The following is a 16,992-nucleotide window of genomic DNA, read 5'->3' on the forward strand; positions in this document are numbered from 1 at the left end:
GGATCCCGCGCCCTCCAGGCCTGCGCCGCGGCCTCGCTGTCGCCTGCGCGGCGACAGCCGGGAGGGGGCCTGTCGCTCCGGAGGCCCCAGGCGCCCCCGAACGGCGCTCACGCGGGGTCCTCGTCGAGCCGCTCGAGCCGCTCGAGCCGCTCGAGCCGCGCGGCGAGGTGGGCGAGCCTGCCTTTCCAGAAGCGCTGGCCAAAGGAGGTCTGCGCCGCCTCGCCGAGCCACCGGCGGGCCTCCTCGCGCCTGCCCCGCGTCAGCGCGTCGGCCGCCGCGAAGCAGAGGATCTCGATGAGCTCGCTGAGCAGCGACGCGCTCCGCGCCTCGGCGATGAGCGCTTCCCACGCCTCGTCGTCCCGCCCCCCGGCCGCCCGCCCCCCGGCGTCCCGCCCCCCTCCCTTCCCTCCCCCGCCCTGCGCGAGCAGCGCGCACAGCCGGAACAGCACCCGCGTGACCGGCGGCGCGGCGCCGAGATCGCACTGCCCGAGCGCCCAGTCGAGGTGGCGCGCCGCCTCGTCGAGCTCGCCGCGGGCGGCGTGGATCCGCGCGACGAGCAGCGCGTAGTCGGGCACCGGGGTCGCCTGGAAGAACCGCCGCTGGAGCTCGAAGGCGCGGACCGCGAGCGGCAGCGCCTCGGCGAGCTCGCCGCTCCAGTAGAGCAGCTCGGCCAGGTTGTGGGCCGGGCCGCGCTCCAGGTACGCGTTGCCGAGCTCGCGGGCCAGGGCGACGGCGGCGCGCAGGTCGCCCTGCGCGCCCTCGGGATCCTCGCGCATCAGGCGGAGCGTGAGGCGGTTCATGAGCGCGATGCCGAGGTGCAGGCGGTCGCCCACGCGCTCGCAGCGCGCGACGACCTCGTGGAACCGCGCCTCGGCCTCGTCGAGCCGGCCCGCGTAGACCAGCGCGGGGGCGAGCAGGAGCAGCGCGATGACGCAGCCCTCGTGGTCGCCCAGCGCGCCGGCGTCCCGGGCCGCGGGCGCGAGGCGCGCGATGGCCTGCTCGAGCTCCTGGCGGCGGAAGTGCCCGCGGCCCACCGCGACCTCGCAGCGCGCCCGCTGCGCGGCGTCCCCGATCCGCGCCACGAGCGGCGCCGCCCGGGCGACGAGCGCCTGCGAGCCCGCGTAATCGTCGCTCCAGTCGAGGACCGTGGCCTCCTCGAGGAGCAGCTCCGCGACGGCGGAGAGGTCGCCTTCGGCCTCGGCGAGCGCCCGCGCCGCGCGGAGGTCGGCGGCCGCGTCGTCGAAGCGCTGGATCCGGTAGCGGACCTTGCCCCGGCCCGCGAGCACGGCGACCCGGCTCGCCGCGCCCCCCGGCGGCGGGGCGGCCGCGGCGGTCGCCTCGGTCGCCTCGGTCGCCTCGGTCGCCGAGAGCGCCTCGGTCGCCTCGGTCACCTCGGTCGCCTCGGTCGCCTCGGTCGCCTCGGTCGCCGCGAGCGCCGCGAGCGCCGCCGAGTAGTGCCGCTCCGCGTCGACGTAGAGGTGCCGCCGCCGCGCCTCCTCCGCGAGCTCGAAGCACGCCGCGGCCGCCTCGGCGTGCGCGCCCGCCGCCGCCGCGTGGCGCGCGATCCGCGCGAGGCGGGCGCCTCGCTCCGCGGGCGCCGCGAGCAGGCGGCGGAGCGCGATCCCGTGCAGCCGCCGCCGCAAGGGCGGGGGCGCCTCGGCCTCGATCGCCTCGCGCAGGAGCGGGTGCGCGAACGCGAGCCGGCGCCCGTCGCCGGCGTCCGCGACGCGCAGCAGGCCGCGACGCACGAGGCGGGACAGGCCGACGCCGGGGTCCAGACCCCCGCAGGCGCCGACGGCGCGCTCGCGCGCGGCCTCGTCGAGGAGGCGCCCGATCTCGTCGACCTCGAGCTCGTCGCCCGCCACGGCGCACACCTCCGCGAGCTCGGCGAGCGGGGGCGGCAGGCCGGCGAGCGCGCGGCGCGCGAGGCGGTCCATGATCGGCGCCGCCTCGCCGCGCGCGATCTCGTCGCCGGCGAGGTACCACCCCGGGCCGCCGCGGACCTTCCGGAGGGCGCCGGCCCGCCGGAGCGCGGCCGCGAGCTCGACCAGGAAGAGCGGGATCCCCTGCGCCGCCTCGAGCAGGCCTGCGACGACCGGCTCCGGCACGAACTCGACCGGACGCAGCCGGTCGAGCAGCGCCGCGCGCGCCGCGGCCGGGTCGAGCGGCGGGAGGGTCCGCTGGATCGAGCGCGCGGCCCGCTCGCCGTGCAGCGGGCGCATCGCGGCGAGCGCGGGGTGCGCGGCCACGAGGATCGCGAGCGGCGCGCGGGAGCCCGAGAGGGTCGCGATTTCGATGGCGTCGAGGCCGGCCTGGTCGCCCCACTGCGCGTCGTCGACGACCAGCGCGAGCGGGCGCTCCTCGGAGGCGCGCCGGAGCGCCTCGCCGGCGGCCCGGGCCAGCGTCTGGCGGAGCGCGCCCGGCGCGGCGAGCGCCGCGGCGACCGCGGGCTCGGTGTCGGGCAGGGCGTCGAGCGCGAAGGCGACAGCCGGCCACGACGCGGGGCCGAGCTCGGGGCCGAGCCGCGCGCCGCACGCCGCGCGGATGGTGTCCGCGCGCGCGCCGTCGTCGAGGGCGAGGGCGGCGCGGAGCAGCGCGCGGACGAGCCCCGCCGGCTCCGCGACGTCGGGCGGCCGCGCGGCGACGGCGATCGCGCGCGCGCCGGGCTCGGCCGAGAGCGCCGCGGCGACCGCGTCGCAGAGGCGCGTCTTGCCGTGGCCGACCTCGCCGAGCAGCGTGATCAGGAGCGGCGCGCGGTCGCGCCACGCCGCGCGCGCGTGGGCGGCGATCTCGGCGACGAGCTCGTCTCGCCCGCGGAGCGGCAGCTCGGCCGCCGGGGATTCGGGCGGGGCGGCGCCGCTCGCGCCGCCGTCGCTTTCGGCTTCGCCGCCTGCGTCGAGGGGGGCGGCCGCGTCCGGGAGGAGGGCGGCGGCCTCGGGGGTGACCGCGACCGGCCGCGGCGCGCCAGTGGGCCAGAAGCTCGTGGGCCGCGAGAGGGCGGGCCCCGCGAACACCACGCCGGCGGCGCCCTCGCGCACCTGGAGCTCGGCGACGTGCACGGCCGCCGATGTCGTCTGGCCGAGCGCGGCCACGAGCCGCCGGGCCGCCTGGAGGGCGGCGCGGGCGGCCGGGCGGGCTGCCCCGGGAAAGGCGAAGACGTGGAGCCCGTCCTGCACCCGGGCGAGCCGCCCGCCGAACGTGGCGGCGATGCCGGCGACCTGGTCCACGGGCGCGCCGGTGCGGACGGCGAGGAGCGCCACGGGGCGACGCCGCGGGGGGGCGGGCCCGCCCGGAGCGGGGTCGCGGGGGGGCGGGGGCGGCTGGATGAGTTCCTGGACCGGTTGCATCGGTTCCTGGACCGGTTGCATCGGTTCCTGGACCGGTTGCATCGGTTCCTGGACCGGTTGCATCGGTTCCTGGACCGGTTGCATCGGTTCCTGGACCGGTTGCATCGGTTCCTGGACCGGTTGCATCGGTTCCTGGACCGGCCGGCCGGTCCGCTGCGGCGCACAAGGGACCATGACGCCCTCGAGCGCCGCCCGGAGCGCCCCGGCGAAAGCGCGCGCCGACCCGAAGCGCTCCTCTCGCGCCTTGGCCAGGGCGCGCAGCACGACCTCGTCGGCGCCTCGTGGGATGGGCGCGAGCTCCGACGGCCGCGGCGGGCGCCGGGAGACGTGCGCGTGGACGACCGCCGACGCCTCTCCCACGAAGGGCGGCCGCCCGGTGAGCAGCTCGAACGCGACCACCCCGAGCGCGTACAGGTCGGCGCGGCCGTCGGCGTCGTGCGCGTCGATGCACTGCTCCGGGGCCATGTACAGCGCGCTGCCGAGCCGGAGCCCCGTGCGCGTGAGCCCGCGCCCCTCCTCCGTCGCGCCGTCCGCCTCCCCGAGCCGCGCGAGCCCGAAGTCGAGGAGGGCGATCTCCGCCGCCGGGCCGCCCATCTGCCGCAGCATCACGTTCTCCGGCTTCAGATCCCGGTGCACGACGCCGGCCGCGTGCGCCGTGTCGACCGCGGCGCCGATCGCCTCGACGAGCCGCACCGCCTCGGCCGGCGCGGCGGCGCCCGTTCCGGGGAGCGCCTCCATCCAGCGCGCCAGCGTCTCCCCGGCGAGGAGCTCGAGGATCAGATACGGAAAGCCTTCAAGCTCGCCTCCCCCCAGCAGCCGCGGCGCCGCGGGCGGCCCGATCCGGCGGAGCGCGGCTGCCTCGCGCGCGAAGCGCGGATCGCCTCGATGGCGCGCGACCTTGAGCGCCACGGCGAGGCCGTCCTCCCGCCGCGAGGCCGCGAACACGCGCGCGAAGCCGCCCTCGTCGAGGAGGCGGAGCCCATCGAACCCCGGCACCTGCGGCGCGGCCTCCGCCGCGTCCACCTCGGGCTCCGTCGCGGCGCCGCCGTGGAGCGGGCACCCCGAGGCGGCGCCGATCCGGCGATGGCAGAGAAAGCAGCGCATCCGCGGGGGTTGGCCTCTCGGGCAGCGATGCTAGCCCGGCGCGCAACCCGCCGGAAGGTGCCCTCCGGCGTTCACCCGTCGGACCGCGGCGCGGCGGCCGCGAGCTCCTTGGTCATCATGACCCGCGGCGTCTGTACGAAGCCGCTGGCCCGGTAGAGCGCGATCGCGCGCGTGTTGTCGGGCCGGACGAGGAGGTGGAGCGCGCGCGTCCTCCTCGACGGCCATCGCCTCGGCGCTGGCGAGCAGGAGCCGGCCGAGCCCTACGCCGCGCGCCGCGGGGCGCACGTAGAGCTCGGTCACGAACGCGTCGCGGCCCCTGAACTCCAGATCGAAGTTGAAGGTCACGACCGCGTAGCCCTCGAGGCCGCGCGCGGTGACCGCCACCACGACGAACCCGAGCGCGGCGTCGGCGAGCAGCCGCCGGAGGCTCGCCTCGACCGCGCCCCGATCCCACGGGATCTCCTCGCCGGCGTTGAAGTCCACCATCATGTCGAGGACGAGAGGGATGTGCGCGGGGTCGGCGCGCAGGGTCGTTGCGGAGCTCATGGCGATCCGCGATATCAAGCGGCGAGCAACGATGCCAGCGAAGGCGCCGGGGCGGCGGGCAGGCCTGAAGCCGACCGGGTGGATGTCCGGACCGCGAGCATCGAAGGTGCATGACCCTTCCCTGAGCGGCCCCGCCGCCGCCAACATCGCGCTCGAGGAGGGCCCAATGGGCCTTGTCGAGGCGTCGCCGCTCGGCGAAGCTGTCTCCTTGGCCCCTGGAAAAGCGAAGACGAGCCCCCTCGAGAAAACGAGCAAGCCGCGCGCGAGGACGCGGAAGGACGCGCCCGCCCCCCGCGAGAGTGGCAGCTCGCAGCACGACCAGGCCGTGGTCGCGTTCCTGCGCGAGCTCGACCATCCGCGCAAGGACGACATCGAGGCCGTTCGGCAGATCATCCTCGGCGTCAGCCCCGAGATCCGCGAGGGCATCAAGTGGAACGCGCCGAGCTTCCGGACCCGAGAGTACTTCGCGACGTTCAACCTGCGCGGCAAGGAGGGGGTCCGGCTCGTTCTCCACATGGGGGCAAAGGTGAAGGAGACCGCGACGAGCGGCGTGAAGATCGCGGACCCAGCGGGTCTCCTGGAGTGGCTCGCGAAGGACCGCTGCCTTGTGACGTTCGGCGGTGGAGAGGACATCCAGGCCAAGCGGTCTGCGCTGGAGGCCATCCTGCGAGAATGGATTCGATGGGTCTGATCCTCTGGCGCGCGCGACGCGTGGGATTCGCGTGAGGTGAGCTCATGATGCGATAGGCCGGCAGCTCAGGCTGCCGGTGGCGCTGGGGGTCGCGAGCGGCCTGAAGAGAGAGAGAACGCAGATCGACAGACGCGCTCATTCCGCCGCAGCGCCGCCCCCCACGCTCTCCGGACTCGGCGGCACGGGCCTGAAGCGGACCGGATGAATGTCTTCCCGACCACGAGCATCGGAGGGGCATGACCACCCAGTCCGATAGAATCGGTTCTCGTTCCTGGATCCACAGGTGCGCCTCGGTCGCGGGCTCGATCGCGGTCCTCGTCGCGGCCGTCGCGTGCGAGCCGATAGGCGGCGGCGGCGACGGCGGTGCCGGAGGCGACGGCGGCACCGGCGGCTTCGGGGGTGACGGCGGCACCGGCGGCGAGGGTGGCACCGGCGGCTTCGGGGGTGACGGCGGCTTCGGGGGTGACGGCGGCGACGGCGGCGACGGCGGCATCGGGGGTGACGGCGGCGACGGCGGCGAGGGTGGCACCGGCGGCACCGGCGGCACCGGCGGCGACGGCGGCACCGGCGGCGACGGCGGCGACGGTGGCACCGGCGGCAGCGGCGGCACCCCTCCTGCGCCGGCGTGGGCGCGGGGCTACGGCGGCCCGGGGCTCGACCGGGGCCGTTCCATCGCGAGCGACGCCGACGGCAACTTCTATGTCATCGGGAGCTTCGAGGGAACGGTCGACTTCGGTGCTGGCCCGCTGACGAGCGCCGGCAAGACGGACATCTTCCTCCTCAAGCTCGATTCGTCGGGTGAGCTGCTCTGGAGCAAGCGCTTCGGGAAGCGCTTTGACGAGGAAGGCTCCGCCGTGGCCGTCGACGCGAACGGCGACGTCATCATTGCAGGCGCCTACCTCGGAAACGGGTTCGACAACGAGGACAGCGTCGACTTCGGCGGAGGCCCGCTCCCAGGCTTCGAGTTCGAGAGCGTAAGCTTCATGGCGAAGCTCGACGGCGACGGCAACCACATCTGGAGCCAGGGCGGCACCTTGATTTTCGCGGAGCACATCGCGGCCGACGCCCTCGGCGACGTGTACGTGGTGCTCAAAACCGCCCTTACCGCCAGCCTGGTGAAGCTGGGCGCCATGGGCGAGTACCTTTGGACGGCCGGCCTCATGAACTCATCGGAGTACCCTACTTACAGGAGCCTCGCGGTCGACAGCGCCGGAAATGCGGTGGTCGCCATGGGTTACCAGAACGGTCCCGGGTTCTGCCCCTGCGTGGAGACGTTCTACGTCCACAAGTTCACGCCGGCGGGCGAGGTCCTCTGGACACGGCAGTTCAACACCAGCGACCCGGGGCACCCCGACCCCGAGATCGGTAACCGGGGAGCGATGGCCCACCACGTGGCGGTCAACGCCGCGGACGAGATCTTCGTGGCCGGCCATTCACAAGGAGACGTCGACTTCGGCGGCGGCGTGCTTCCCAAAGGATACGTCCTCGTCAAGCTGGACCCCAGCGGCGAGCATGTCTTCAGCCGCCCGTTCCGCTACGTTACGAATATGATCGGCGATCCCGCCGGCGGCATCCTCGTCCGCGGGGCGCGTCTCGCCAAGCTGGACGCGAGCGGGACCGAGCTCTGGACGCAGCCGTCTTACACTCCCGGGGTCAGCCTCGCCGTCTCTCCGCTCGGCGCGATCGCCCTGGCGGGCAGCATGAACGCGGCGCTGGACCTCGGCACCGGCCCGCTCCCCTTCGCTGGGGGCGAAGACATCCTCGTCGCGGCGTTCGGCCCGTGAGGCGCGCCGGGTAGCGGCTGCGGTGCGCGTCGCCAGAACGCTGCTCCGTTGGAGGTTCTCAGGCCCTCGGGGAGGGTGTCCGTCGCGCGGCGCACTCCGCCGCAGCGCCGTCCATCAGAACACCTCGCGCTTCTCCACATCATGGCACCTCGCGGGGGACGGGCGCGCCGAGGGCATGCGACCCGGCTCAGCCACCTCGGGCAGCGGGCGAAACACCGCCCTTCCGCCGAAGAAGACGAGCAGGCCGAGGGCGATCCAGACGAGCTCCTTGGCGCGCTTGAGGAGGACGAAGGCGGCGCCGACCGTCGCCGCGGCGGGCACGCCGAGCGCGCCGAGGAAGGCGACGTAGCCGGCGTCCTGCACGCCGAGCCCGGCCGGCACCATGAAGGCGGCCGCGCGGAGGAGCGCGAGGACGACCTCGAACGACAGGACCTCGGCGAGCGAGACGTCGACCCCCAGCAGCCGGAGCAGGTAGAGCGTCTCCAGCCCCTCGGCGAGCCACATCGCGAGCAGGAGGAGCGCCGCCGACGCGAGCGCGCCGCGCCGCCTCCCGAGCGCGGCCGCGTGCCGATCGAGCGCGGAGAAGCCGGCGGCCCTCGCCTCGACGTACGCCCGCACGCGGCGGCCCGGCAGCCGCCTGAGCTGCGCGAAGAGCCGCGACGCGACCGTGCCCGAGAGGAGCGCGCCCGCGAGCGCGAGCGCGGCGGCGAGCAGGCCGAGCCCGGAGACGACGACGAGCCACGGGAGCCCGGGCGCGCCGAGCAGCGGGCCCGAGGCGCGCTCCAGGTGGCCGAAGCCGAGCGCGAGGGCGATCGCCACGTAGGCGGCGTTCGCGAGGAGGATCAGCGACCTGCGCGCCGCGATGCCGGCGATGCCCTGCGGCCCCGGGACACCGCACCACCGTTGGAGCAGGTAGAACGTGACCGACTCGGAGAGGGCGGCCCCGGCCGGGACGCTCATGGTGAGCGCCTCGGTCGACAGCGTCAGCGAGAGGTACCGCCCGAACGGCGCGGGCGGCGCGAGCGCGCCGAAGACGCGCCGGCTCGCCTCGGCCTGGAGCAGCCGCGCGACGAGGTTGGGGATCAGGGCGAGCGCCATCATCGGCGCGGGCGCCGAGGCGAGGAGCGCCGCGACCCCCGGGAGATCCGCGCCGCGCAGCGTGCTCCAGAGCGCCGCCGCGGCCACCGCCGCCCCGAGCCACTTCACCGCGACGGCGCCCGCGGAAGGGCGCGCTCTCGCCTGGGGAGGCGGCTTGTCGTGGGCAAGGAGGGTCATCGCACGCTCGCGCACGGGCCCATCGGCCCCGCTGGTGCTCGTATCGCTCAGGCGCGTCGCGGCCTCATGACACGCGCGCAACTCCGAGCGCTCAGGCGCGTCGCGGCCTCATGGCGCGCGCGCGACCCCGCCGCGACACATCGAGTTGGTCTGCCGCCGGCGGCGCCGCGCCGGCGGGGGCGGCCCCCGGCGGCGCCGCGCCGGCGCGCTCACGCGTCCTGGGTCACCCGGATCCGCGCGATGAACTCGCCCCCCGCGCCGGGCTGCGACCCGAGCGGGGTCAGCGTCACGCTCGCCTCGCGCGCGCGGCTGTGCGGGCAGACGAGGCGGCTCCGCGCGACCGCGCGGGCGGCCGGGAGCGGCGCCTGCACGTCGACGAGCACCGACGCGACGTCGCGCCCGTAAAGGAGCTTCTCGTCCACGCCGAAGAGGTCGTGGGCGCTCGGGTTGGCGCCGAGGATCTCCCCCGCGCTGTCGAGCAAGAGGCACGGCTCGGCGATCTCGGCGAGGAGCGCCCTCGATCGCTCCTCGAGCTGCGACACGCTCTCCATCGCGATCACGAGCTCTTCCTCCAGCTGGCTCACCGACGTCCTCACGCCGGAGAGCGAGTCGTACATGCGCGCGATGGTGGTGGCGATCTGCCGGACCTCGATGGCCTCGAACGGCTTGCGGAGGATGAGCAGGTTCGGCGGACACCCGAGCTCGCTCGCGATCTCGTCCCAGCTGTAGTCCGAGTAGGCGGTGCAGATGACCGTGTAGATGTCCGGCGCGAAGCTCCAGATCCCCTTGATCGTCTGGATGCCGTCGATGCCCGGCGGCATCCGCATGTCGACGAAGGCGAGGAAATACCGGCTCGGGTTGGCCTTGACGAGCGCGATTCCATCCATGCCCGAGTGGGCCGACTCGATGGTGAACCTGAGGCCGTGGAGGAGGTCGGGGGCCTCCTCGGGCGCCTCGGCGCCGAACAGGCGAGACTCGAGGGCCAGGAGCCCGCGGATCATCTCCGGATCGTGGAGCGGCCTGGGCACGAGCATCCGCTCCATCAACACATGGATGTCCGGATTGTCGTCCACGACGAGGATGGGTCGACTCGCTGGTTCCGAAGACATGAAGATCCTCTCGATTCACTCCGGCCCCGCCGCGGGCCCCGGGTTACCGCCGATTCCGCCGCTCCAGCCGGCGCCGGACCGAGGCGACGCGCAGCTCGGTCCGCGCGACGCAGGCCGCGGCGCCGATCACGCCGGGCATCGCCGCCAGCGAGTCGAGCACCTCGTACGCCGCCTCGAGCGGCAGGATGGGCTCCCTCAGCCCGAGCCGCTCGCCCTGCCGGTCGACGATCTCCGCCGCCGCGGCGCTGCCGAGCGTCCGCCCGAGGAGCTCCACCAGCCCGGCGCGCTCACATCGACGGGTGCTGTCCGAGGATCCCATGCCTTCGCGTTTCCTTGATCGCCGCGCTTCGCGGAAACATTGGACTCGCTGTCACGGGAGGTGTCAACAAACAGCGTGATCGCACGTACATCCCACCCATTGACTCGAACTCAATAGGGGTAATCCAGATCACACGCCGCTGCGGAGCGGGGCGCGTCTCTGGGCGGTGCCGTCGCGGCGCGCCGGCGCGTGCGTCGTGCGCGGCTCGGGCCGCGCGCGGGCTGCGCGCTCGGCGCCGCGGCCGCTCGTGCGCCTCCGCGCCGCGCGGCGCGGCGCGGCGCGGCGCGGGCAGCTGGGCCGAGGCGGGGGCCGTGCCGCGCAGGTTTCATCCGATCTGCTGAGGTTGTCCGCCGCGCCGTCCGCGGGCGGAAAGGGCGCGCGCGGGCCGGCGGGAGCCGGGTGAGGCATCAAGATCGGCTATCGTCCCTGCAGCGCCGCGGCGCGCGGGGGAAGCGGCGTCGGTGGGCTCGGCGGCCACGGCGGGGAAGACGGAAGGAAGAGCGAAGTGGCGACAGATCACGACAGCATCGAGCGGCTCCGGGTGGAGAACGCCGGCCTGCGCAAGGAGATCGACCGGCTGCACGAGCAGCTCGGGCGCCGGGAGGAGCGGACGCGGCTCATCCTGCAGGCGGCGGTCGAGGGGTTCCACGTCCTCGGGATGAACGGTGACATCCTCGACTGCAATCCATCCTTCGCGAGCATCGTGGGTTACGACCGGAGCGAGCTCCTGACGATGCACATTGGCCAGATCGACCCGCAGCCGGCGCACGAGGCCGCCGCGATCATGGATGAGATCAGGGCGAAGGGGTCGCTCCGCTTCATCACGAGGCACCGCCACAAGGACGGCCACCTGATCGACGTCGAGGTGAGCTCTCACCTGGTCCGGAGCGGCGACGAGCGGTTCTTCTCGGCCTTCTCGCGCCCGCTGACCGAGCAGCTGCGGCGCGAGCAGGCGCTGCGCGAGAGCGAGCAGAAGTTTCGAGCGATCTTCGACGGGACGTCGATGTTCATCAGCCTGCTCACCCCGAGGGGGGAGCTGCTCGAGTGCAACCGGACCATGGCCGATTTCACCGGGGCTCGCCCCGAGCAGGGCCGCGGCGAGCCGCTCTGGCGCGCCCCCTTCTGGGGCGGCGCGCCGGGCGTGGAGGAGCGGCTGAGGGCGTGCGTGGAGGCGGCGGCGTCGGGCGCGCGATCCTCGTGCGAGCTGGAGATCCGCGGGGCGGGCGGGCGCGCGGCCACGCTCGACCTCAAGATGAAGCCTATCGTCGATGCGTCGGGCGAGAGCGTCCTCGTGATCGCCGAGGGGTACGACGTGACCGAGCTCCGGCGGGCCGAGGTGGAGCGGGCGGCCCTTCAAGAGCAGATGATCCACGCGCAGGAGGCGACGATCCGGGAGCTGTCGACGCCGCTCATCCCGCTCGACGCGGGGATCCTGGTGATGCCCCTCGTCGGGCGGCTCGATCGGGTGCGCATCGAGCAGCTCCTGGAGCGGCTGCTGCACGGGGTGGTGGCCCAGCGCGCGGCCACGGTCATCCTGGACGTCACCGGCGTGGCGGTGGTGGACGCCGAGATCGCGGACGCGCTGATCCGGGCGGCCCAGGCGGTCAACCTGCTCGGCGCGGAGGTCATCCTCACGGGCGTGGGCCCCGAGGTCGCGCAGACGATGGTGGGCATCGGCATCGATCTCCAGGGGATCGCCACGCTGAGCTCGCTCCAGAGCGGGCTCCACCACGCGCTCGGGCGCTCGCGCCGCGGGAGCAGGCCGGGCGGCGCGCGGCGCCGCGGAGGGTGACGGTCGCGGCAGGATCGGGGGCTCGATGCCCCTCGTCGCGCCCGTCCCTCAGGCGCTGCGGCCCCGCGCCTCGCGCACGAGCGCCACCATCGCCTTGCGCACCTCGTCGCTCGTGGAGACCGGCGCGTCGAACGCGAGCCGCGCCGCCTTCGGCCCCGCCGGCGTGATGACGTCGAGCTCGAAGCCGTAACGGTCGACCGAGGTCATCGTCGCGCCGGTGGCGTCCTTGATCCCGGCGAGCGCCTTCGCATAGGCGAGGACGGCGTCGGCGTGATCGGTGTTCATGTGCTCGAGGATGCGCGCCGCGTCGGGCGCGAGCGGATCGGGCTCGGCGGCCGCGTAGTCGGCGGCGTCGACCCACGACATCCGGCCGAAGCCGCCGACGTAGCGGATCGACACGGGGTCGAGCCGGTAGAAGGAAAAGTCCGTGAAATCCACGTAATACGACGCGCGCGGGTGCGCCGCGAGGAAGGTCGAGCGGGCGGCGGTCGCCTCGGCGGCCTCGAGAGGGCGGCACGGCCCGATCAGCGTCATCCGCCCGAGCGCGAGCGGGTCCGCCCGGCCCTCGGCGGGCTCGGCGACGAGCAGCGACGCCTCGGCGCGGGCCTTGAGGTTGCCCGTGTGCTCGGCGAGCGCGGAGAGCAGCAGCAGCGGCCGACCGTGCGCGTCCACGGCGACGGTGACGAGCGAGCCGTACGGATAGCCGGCCGGGTCGCGCGCGAGCGTGCACAGCGTGGCGGCGCGGGCCCGCTGCGCCAGGGTGCGGCAGCGCTCGGCGTGGCTCGGCGACGGGGCCGTCTGTGCAGAGGGCGCTGTCTCAGGGGTGGAATCAGGACGGCCGTGGTCTGCGCTCTTCGACATGGAGTGCGGGTAGCACACCCACGGGGCTGCCGGGAACCTGCCCGGTCGGCGGCGGCTTCAGGGGCGCTCCGCGGTGCGTCGCGCTCGCTTTGCTCGACGGCGGAGCGAGCGCCCGCGCTCCCGCGGAGCGGGGGCGTCGCGCTACGGCTTACCCACGTAGGTCCAGTTGTTCCCTACCTCATTGTAAACCCAGATGTCTTCGGCGTTCGTCTCCGTGGCGTACAGATCGTGCGTGCCGTACAGGCGCGCCGCTGCGCCACCCACGTAGCTCCAGTTGGTCCCGGTGCCGTCATAGCGGTAGACGGCGCCGGCGTCCGGCGTGAGGGCGTAGAACGCCCCATTGGCTTGTCCTTGCCACTGCCTGCCGGCGCTGCCGACCGTCGTCCAGGTCGTGCCCGATCCCGAGTACTTTTTCAGCGTCTGCCGGTCCCGCGTCAGGCCGTACATCGACGAGCCCGCGCCGAACAGATCCGCGAATGCACCGCCGACGTTGGTCCACGTACCCGAGAGGCGCCGCCAGACCTCGCCCTGGTCGACGCTCAGGGCATAGAGCGAGCCGGCCGTCGACTCGAACGACGCGCCGGGACCGGCGATGTTCGTCCAGGTGTTGGTGGTGGCGCTGTATTTGTAGACGTCGCCGTCGGAGTTGGTCGCGCACAGCGCGCCTTCGCAGACGAAGATCTGGTTCGCCGAGCCCCCGATCGTCGTCCACGTCGTCCCGGAGCCGCTGTACTCGAGGACGTTCCCGAAGCTCGACCCGAGCGCGTAGAGGGTAGTTCCGATGGTGAGGAACGCCTGCACGGGTCCGCTGACCTTCGTCCACGTCGAGCCGCTCTTCTTGTAGATGTCGCCATTGGAGCGCTTGCGGGCATACAGGGTCCCCGAGATCGTCGTGTCAGCGACGTTCGTGGGCGCCTCGTAGAGCGCCTGCGCTCCCTCGATGTCGCGCTGGGACAAAAAGAAAGCCCCGGTCGTGTTGGTGCTGCCTTGGCACGTGGTACGGTGCATGACGGAGAGCGAATCGTACTCGGTCACCAGTTCCGCGGTTGACGTGGGATCCTCGCATGGCGAGCCGGGCACATGGATGTGCTCATGGTCGAACCCGAGCACGTGTCCCAGCTCGTGCATGATGACGCCGATGGGCTGGCGCCAGTCCGTCGACCAGGTGGGATCCCAGGTCAGCAGGAACTCGCGCCACTCGCGCGGCGAGTCCGGATAAAAGGCAAAGCCATTGCTGGGGGGCGGCGCCGGTGAGGTGACGTTGAACTTCACGTTGTTGTTGGTGTTCGTGCAGTTCGTGTCCTGGGCGACCACGTGGACGAAGCGGACGTTGGCGGCGTTCTCCCACGCTGCGGCCGCCTGCTGCATGGCGTCCACGACGCGGTTGTAGTCGGCGCCGAACGCGGACTGCGATACGCAATAGGTCAGGCTCAGCCGGTCGGCCCGGTTCCAGATGTTGTTGGAGCCGCCGATGCGAGTGACGGTCAGGGCGCCGGAGGGGGAGTAATGATCCTCGTAGAACTTCCGGATCCCCTCCTCGCCGCGGAGCGGTATGTCACCCTCGGCGACCCAGACCCCCTTCGACGGCACCCAGACCAGCGTCTTGCGGAACTCTTCGTACGACATGAGCGGGCGCGACCCCGCCGTCGCGACGAGCTCCTCGTCGGCCGTGTCCTCCTCGAGCGTGTCCCCCTCCGGCGAGTAGCATCCGGCGAGCGAGAGGGGCCCCAGCAACAAGCCAATTGCGAAGAGAGGACGCGAGTATGCAGCAAGCGGCATGTTCGAATCTCCAAGGATGGTCAATCCGTGCACCGCGCTTCGTGCCGGCGCTCCGGCCGGGCGCATCACGGCTTCCAATGGATGACGAGCCGCCTTCGGCCGCGCTCGCCGTCAGGGCGCGCACAAAGCAACGGCCGTACCATCTCGCGACGAAACGGCCCCTCCTGTATGATTACGACGCCGCGCGACCTCACCGCACGCAATGGCGTCGATACCAGCTCGTGAGGCGCAGGAGACCAGCGCCCGGCGCGGCAGCGGCCACGAGCCACGGTGGCACGTGTCAGCTCGGGGATGGCACCTGATGGCACCGTGCCACTTGCCCGCGTGCGACGTTTCACGGTATCGCTCGAGCTGCTCGATGGCAGAGCGAGCGCTCGCGTTCCCACGGTGCGGGGGGGCGGCGCCGGGCTACGGCTTACCCACGCGGGTCCAGTTGTTCGCTATCTCATTCTCCCGCCCGATCCATCCTCTCGCGAAGGCGCTGGACCGACCGCCGCCAGGTGATCTCTGCCGGCCTGCTCGCCACGCCGCCCGGCGCTACGGCACCACCCGCAGCCGCCCCCGCTGCGCCGCCGCCTCGCGCCCGCCCGCCTCGGCCGGCCGCGCCGGCGCGGGCCGCGGCGCCGCCGGCGGCCACACCGCGAAGTCCTCCGGCAGCGGCCCAGGCAACGCCGGCTGCGCCGTCCGCTCCAGCAGCTGGAAGTCGCAGCGCGCGACCAGATCGAGCGGCAGCCCCCGGTCCGGACCGCCCTTCGCGTACCACGCCCGCGCCGCCTGCACGTTGCGGATGAGCACCGCGTGCTGCGGGTCGCGCTTCGCCGCCGCCGTGAAGTGGTCCTGCATGGCCTGCCAGTCGCGCCGCGCCGCCGCGACGCACGCGAGCGCGTTGTGGGCGAGCCCCGGCAACGGATACCCGAGCTCCAGGGCCCGCGCCGCGTGCCGCTCCGCCAGATCGAGCTGCCCCGCGTCGAGATAGGCGATCCCGAGCTCCAGGTGCGCCGCGTGGTGATCGCCGAGCCGCGCGAGGATCGCCCGCCGCTCCTCCACCCCCTCGCGGTACAGCTCGCGCAACCCCTTGTTCTTCTCGAACCACGCGCTCATCAGCGCCGTGTCCTCCTCCGAGGCGTCGAACGGGGTCTTGAGCTCCTGGAAGTCGCCGCGGAAATACACCTCGCGTTCGAGCCAGCCGGCCGCCTCCGCGTCGTCGAAGTCCCTCGTCCCCGGGTAGATCGACAGGCACGAGAAGATGTACTGATGCGGCTTCGCCGCCTCCAGGAACGCGAGCGTCTCCCGGAACGTCTCCGCCGTCTCGCCGCGGTTGCCCAGCATCATGTAATAGCGGACCTGGATACCGTATTTCTTCGCGAGCTCGGTCGACTCGATGATCTTCTTGACCGTGATCTTCTTGTCGATGTTCTTCAGGATGGACGGCGAGCCCGACTCGACCCCGAGGCTCAGGCGCTGGCAGCCGGCGAGGCGCATCTCCCGGAGCAGGTCGTCGCCGAGGACGTCGACGCGCGTGTCGCAGCTCCACAGAAACGAGATCTTCCGCTCGCGGATGCCGCGGCAGATGTCGATGACGCGCTTCCGGTTCGTCGTGAAGGTGTCGTCCTTGATCTGGACCATCTTCACGGGCAGCTTGTTCACCGCGGCCTCGAGGGCGTCGAGCACATAAGGCACCGACTGGCCCCGGAAGCCGCGGCCCCAGGTCGTCTCGGCCCCGCAGAACGTGCAGGCCCAGGGGCAGCCGCGCGAGGTCATCACGATGTGCGTGGCGTAGTGGTCGTGCGGCGACTCGAGCGCGTCGAGATCCTCGATCGCGGCCCGGGGCGGGCCGAGCTCGACGCGGCCGTCGACGCGGTAGGCCGTGCCGGCGATGCCGAGCGCCGGCCGGCCGGCCTCGAGGCGCTCGAGGAGCTCCAGGAACGCGAGCTCGCTCTCGCCGAGCGCCACCGTGTCGATCTCGGGGTGATGCCGCAGCATCTCGGCCGCGAGCGGGGTCGCGTGCGGCCCGCCGACGACGATGTGCGCCGCGGGGTGGAGCCGCCGGATGCTCCGGGCGGTGAGCGCCACGCCGCGCCGGTTCGCGGTCCAGCACGACATGCCGAAGACGTCCGCGTCGAGCTCGCGCACGACCCGCTCGACCTGCGAGAACGGGTACGACGAGAGGTTCAGCACCTTCACCTGATGGCCCGCGCGGATCGCCTGCGCGCCCAGCGAGTAGAGCCCGTACGGGGTCTGGTGGAAGTCCGGGTCGAGATCGCCCTCGCGGTAGTCCGCCGGCGGGCCGTCCCCGCTCGTGTCGGGCGCCTCCCCCGGCGCGGGGATCTTCCAGGGCGGTGGGTACAGCAGCGCGATGCGCATCGGTCCTGCCTTTCCGGTGCT

General features: G+C 73.5%; 11 protein-coding genes. 3 read left to right on the forward strand and 8 right to left on the reverse strand.

The window, feature by feature from the left end:
* Positions 1-107 precede the first annotated feature (107 nt).
* On the reverse strand, positions 108-4,451 hold the full coding sequence (locus WMF26_RS25270) for a protein kinase domain-containing protein (RefSeq protein WP_437994763.1): 4,344 nt from the start codon (positions 4,449-4,451) through the stop codon (positions 108-110).
* 30 nt (positions 4,452-4,481) lie between these two features.
* Positions 4,482-4,997: an N-acetyltransferase family protein gene (locus WMF26_RS25275; RefSeq protein ID WP_437994764.1), complete on the reverse strand. Its 516-nt coding sequence runs from the start codon at positions 4,995-4,997 to the stop codon at positions 4,482-4,484.
* 106 nt (positions 4,998-5,103) lie between these two features.
* Between WMF26_RS25275 and WMF26_RS25280 the strand changes: the two genes are divergently transcribed.
* Both WMF26_RS25280 and WMF26_RS25285 read left to right on the forward strand, forming a co-directional pair.
* Positions 5,104-5,688 (forward strand): DUF1801 domain-containing protein, encoded by a 585-nt coding sequence (locus tag WMF26_RS25280; RefSeq protein WP_437994765.1) that lies wholly within the window; start codon positions 5,104-5,106, stop codon positions 5,686-5,688.
* A 236-nt stretch (positions 5,689-5,924) separates the two neighbouring features.
* Positions 5,925-7,472, forward strand: a complete 1,548-nt coding sequence (locus WMF26_RS25285; RefSeq protein WP_437994766.1) for a hypothetical protein — start codon at positions 5,925-5,927, stop codon at positions 7,470-7,472.
* Between the two features lie 114 nt (positions 7,473-7,586).
* Here WMF26_RS25285 and WMF26_RS25290 read toward each other — a convergent pair whose 3' ends face one another.
* The 3 genes from WMF26_RS25290 to WMF26_RS25300 form a co-directional block, all read right to left on the reverse strand.
* Entirely contained in the window at positions 7,587-8,747 is a 1,161-nt protein-coding gene (locus WMF26_RS25290; RefSeq protein WP_437994767.1) for a lysylphosphatidylglycerol synthase domain-containing protein, read from the reverse strand.
* 209 nt (positions 8,748-8,956) lie between these two features.
* Positions 8,957-9,856 carry a PAS domain-containing protein gene (locus tag WMF26_RS25295; RefSeq protein ID WP_437322225.1) on the reverse strand — a complete coding sequence of 300 codons (900 nt, stop codon included), beginning with the start codon at positions 9,854-9,856 and terminating at the stop codon, positions 8,957-8,959.
* Positions 9,857-9,899: 43 nt separating this feature from the next.
* Positions 9,900-10,175: a hypothetical protein gene (locus tag WMF26_RS25300; protein ID WP_437322226.1), complete on the reverse strand. Its 276-nt coding sequence runs from the start codon at positions 10,173-10,175 to the stop codon at positions 9,900-9,902.
* A gap of 505 nt (positions 10,176-10,680) precedes the next feature.
* On the opposite strand from WMF26_RS25300, the gene WMF26_RS25305 reads away from it, so the two are divergent.
* Positions 10,681-11,967 (forward strand): PAS domain S-box protein, encoded by a 1,287-nt coding sequence (locus WMF26_RS25305; protein ID WP_437994768.1) that lies wholly within the window; start codon positions 10,681-10,683, stop codon positions 11,965-11,967.
* A gap of 48 nt (positions 11,968-12,015) precedes the next feature.
* On the opposite strand, the gene WMF26_RS25310 is transcribed toward WMF26_RS25305, so the two are convergent.
* From WMF26_RS25310 to WMF26_RS25320, 3 genes are all read right to left on the reverse strand, one after another.
* Positions 12,016-12,828, reverse strand: coding sequence for a HugZ family protein (locus WMF26_RS25310; RefSeq protein ID WP_437994769.1), 813 nt, complete (start codon positions 12,826-12,828; stop codon positions 12,016-12,018).
* Between the two features lie 141 nt (positions 12,829-12,969).
* Positions 12,970-14,565: a peptidase M10 gene (locus WMF26_RS25315; protein WP_437994770.1), complete on the reverse strand. Its 1,596-nt coding sequence runs from the start codon at positions 14,563-14,565 to the stop codon at positions 12,970-12,972.
* A gap of 579 nt (positions 14,566-15,144) precedes the next feature.
* Positions 15,145-16,971 carry a radical SAM protein gene (locus tag WMF26_RS25320; protein WP_437994771.1) on the reverse strand — a complete coding sequence of 609 codons (1,827 nt, stop codon included), beginning with the start codon at positions 16,969-16,971 and terminating at the stop codon, positions 15,145-15,147.
* Positions 16,972-16,992 lie beyond the last annotated feature (21 nt).

Source organism: Sorangium sp. So ce185 (assembly GCF_051526825.1).
Lineage (GTDB): Bacteria > Myxococcota_A > Polyangia > Polyangiales > Polyangiaceae > Sorangium > Sorangium cellulosum_D.

Coding starts and splice junctions, on each gene's coding strand:
- WMF26_RS25300 (WP_437322226.1), bottom strand. CDS start 10,175: ATGGGATCCTCGGACAGCACCCGTCGATGTGAGCGCGCCGGGCTGGTG.
- WMF26_RS25295 (WP_437322225.1), bottom strand. CDS start 9,856: ATGTCTTCGGAACCAGCGAGTCGACCCATCCTCGTCGTGGACGACAAT.
- WMF26_RS25270 (WP_437994763.1), bottom strand. CDS start 4,451: ATGCGCTGCTTTCTCTGCCATCGCCGGATCGGCGCCGCCTCGGGGTGC.
- WMF26_RS25290 (WP_437994767.1), bottom strand. CDS start 8,747: ATGACCCTCCTTGCCCACGACAAGCCGCCTCCCCAGGCGAGAGCGCGC.
- WMF26_RS25275 (WP_437994764.1), bottom strand. CDS start 4,997: ATGAGCTCCGCAACGACCCTGCGCGCCGACCCCGCGCACATCCCTCTC.
- WMF26_RS25320 (WP_437994771.1), bottom strand. CDS start 16,971: ATGCGCATCGCGCTGCTGTACCCACCGCCCTGGAAGATCCCCGCGCCG.
- WMF26_RS25285 (WP_437994766.1), top strand. CDS start 5,925: ATGACCACCCAGTCCGATAGAATCGGTTCTCGTTCCTGGATCCACAGG.
- WMF26_RS25310 (WP_437994769.1), bottom strand. CDS start 12,828: ATGTCGAAGAGCGCAGACCACGGCCGTCCTGATTCCACCCCTGAGACA.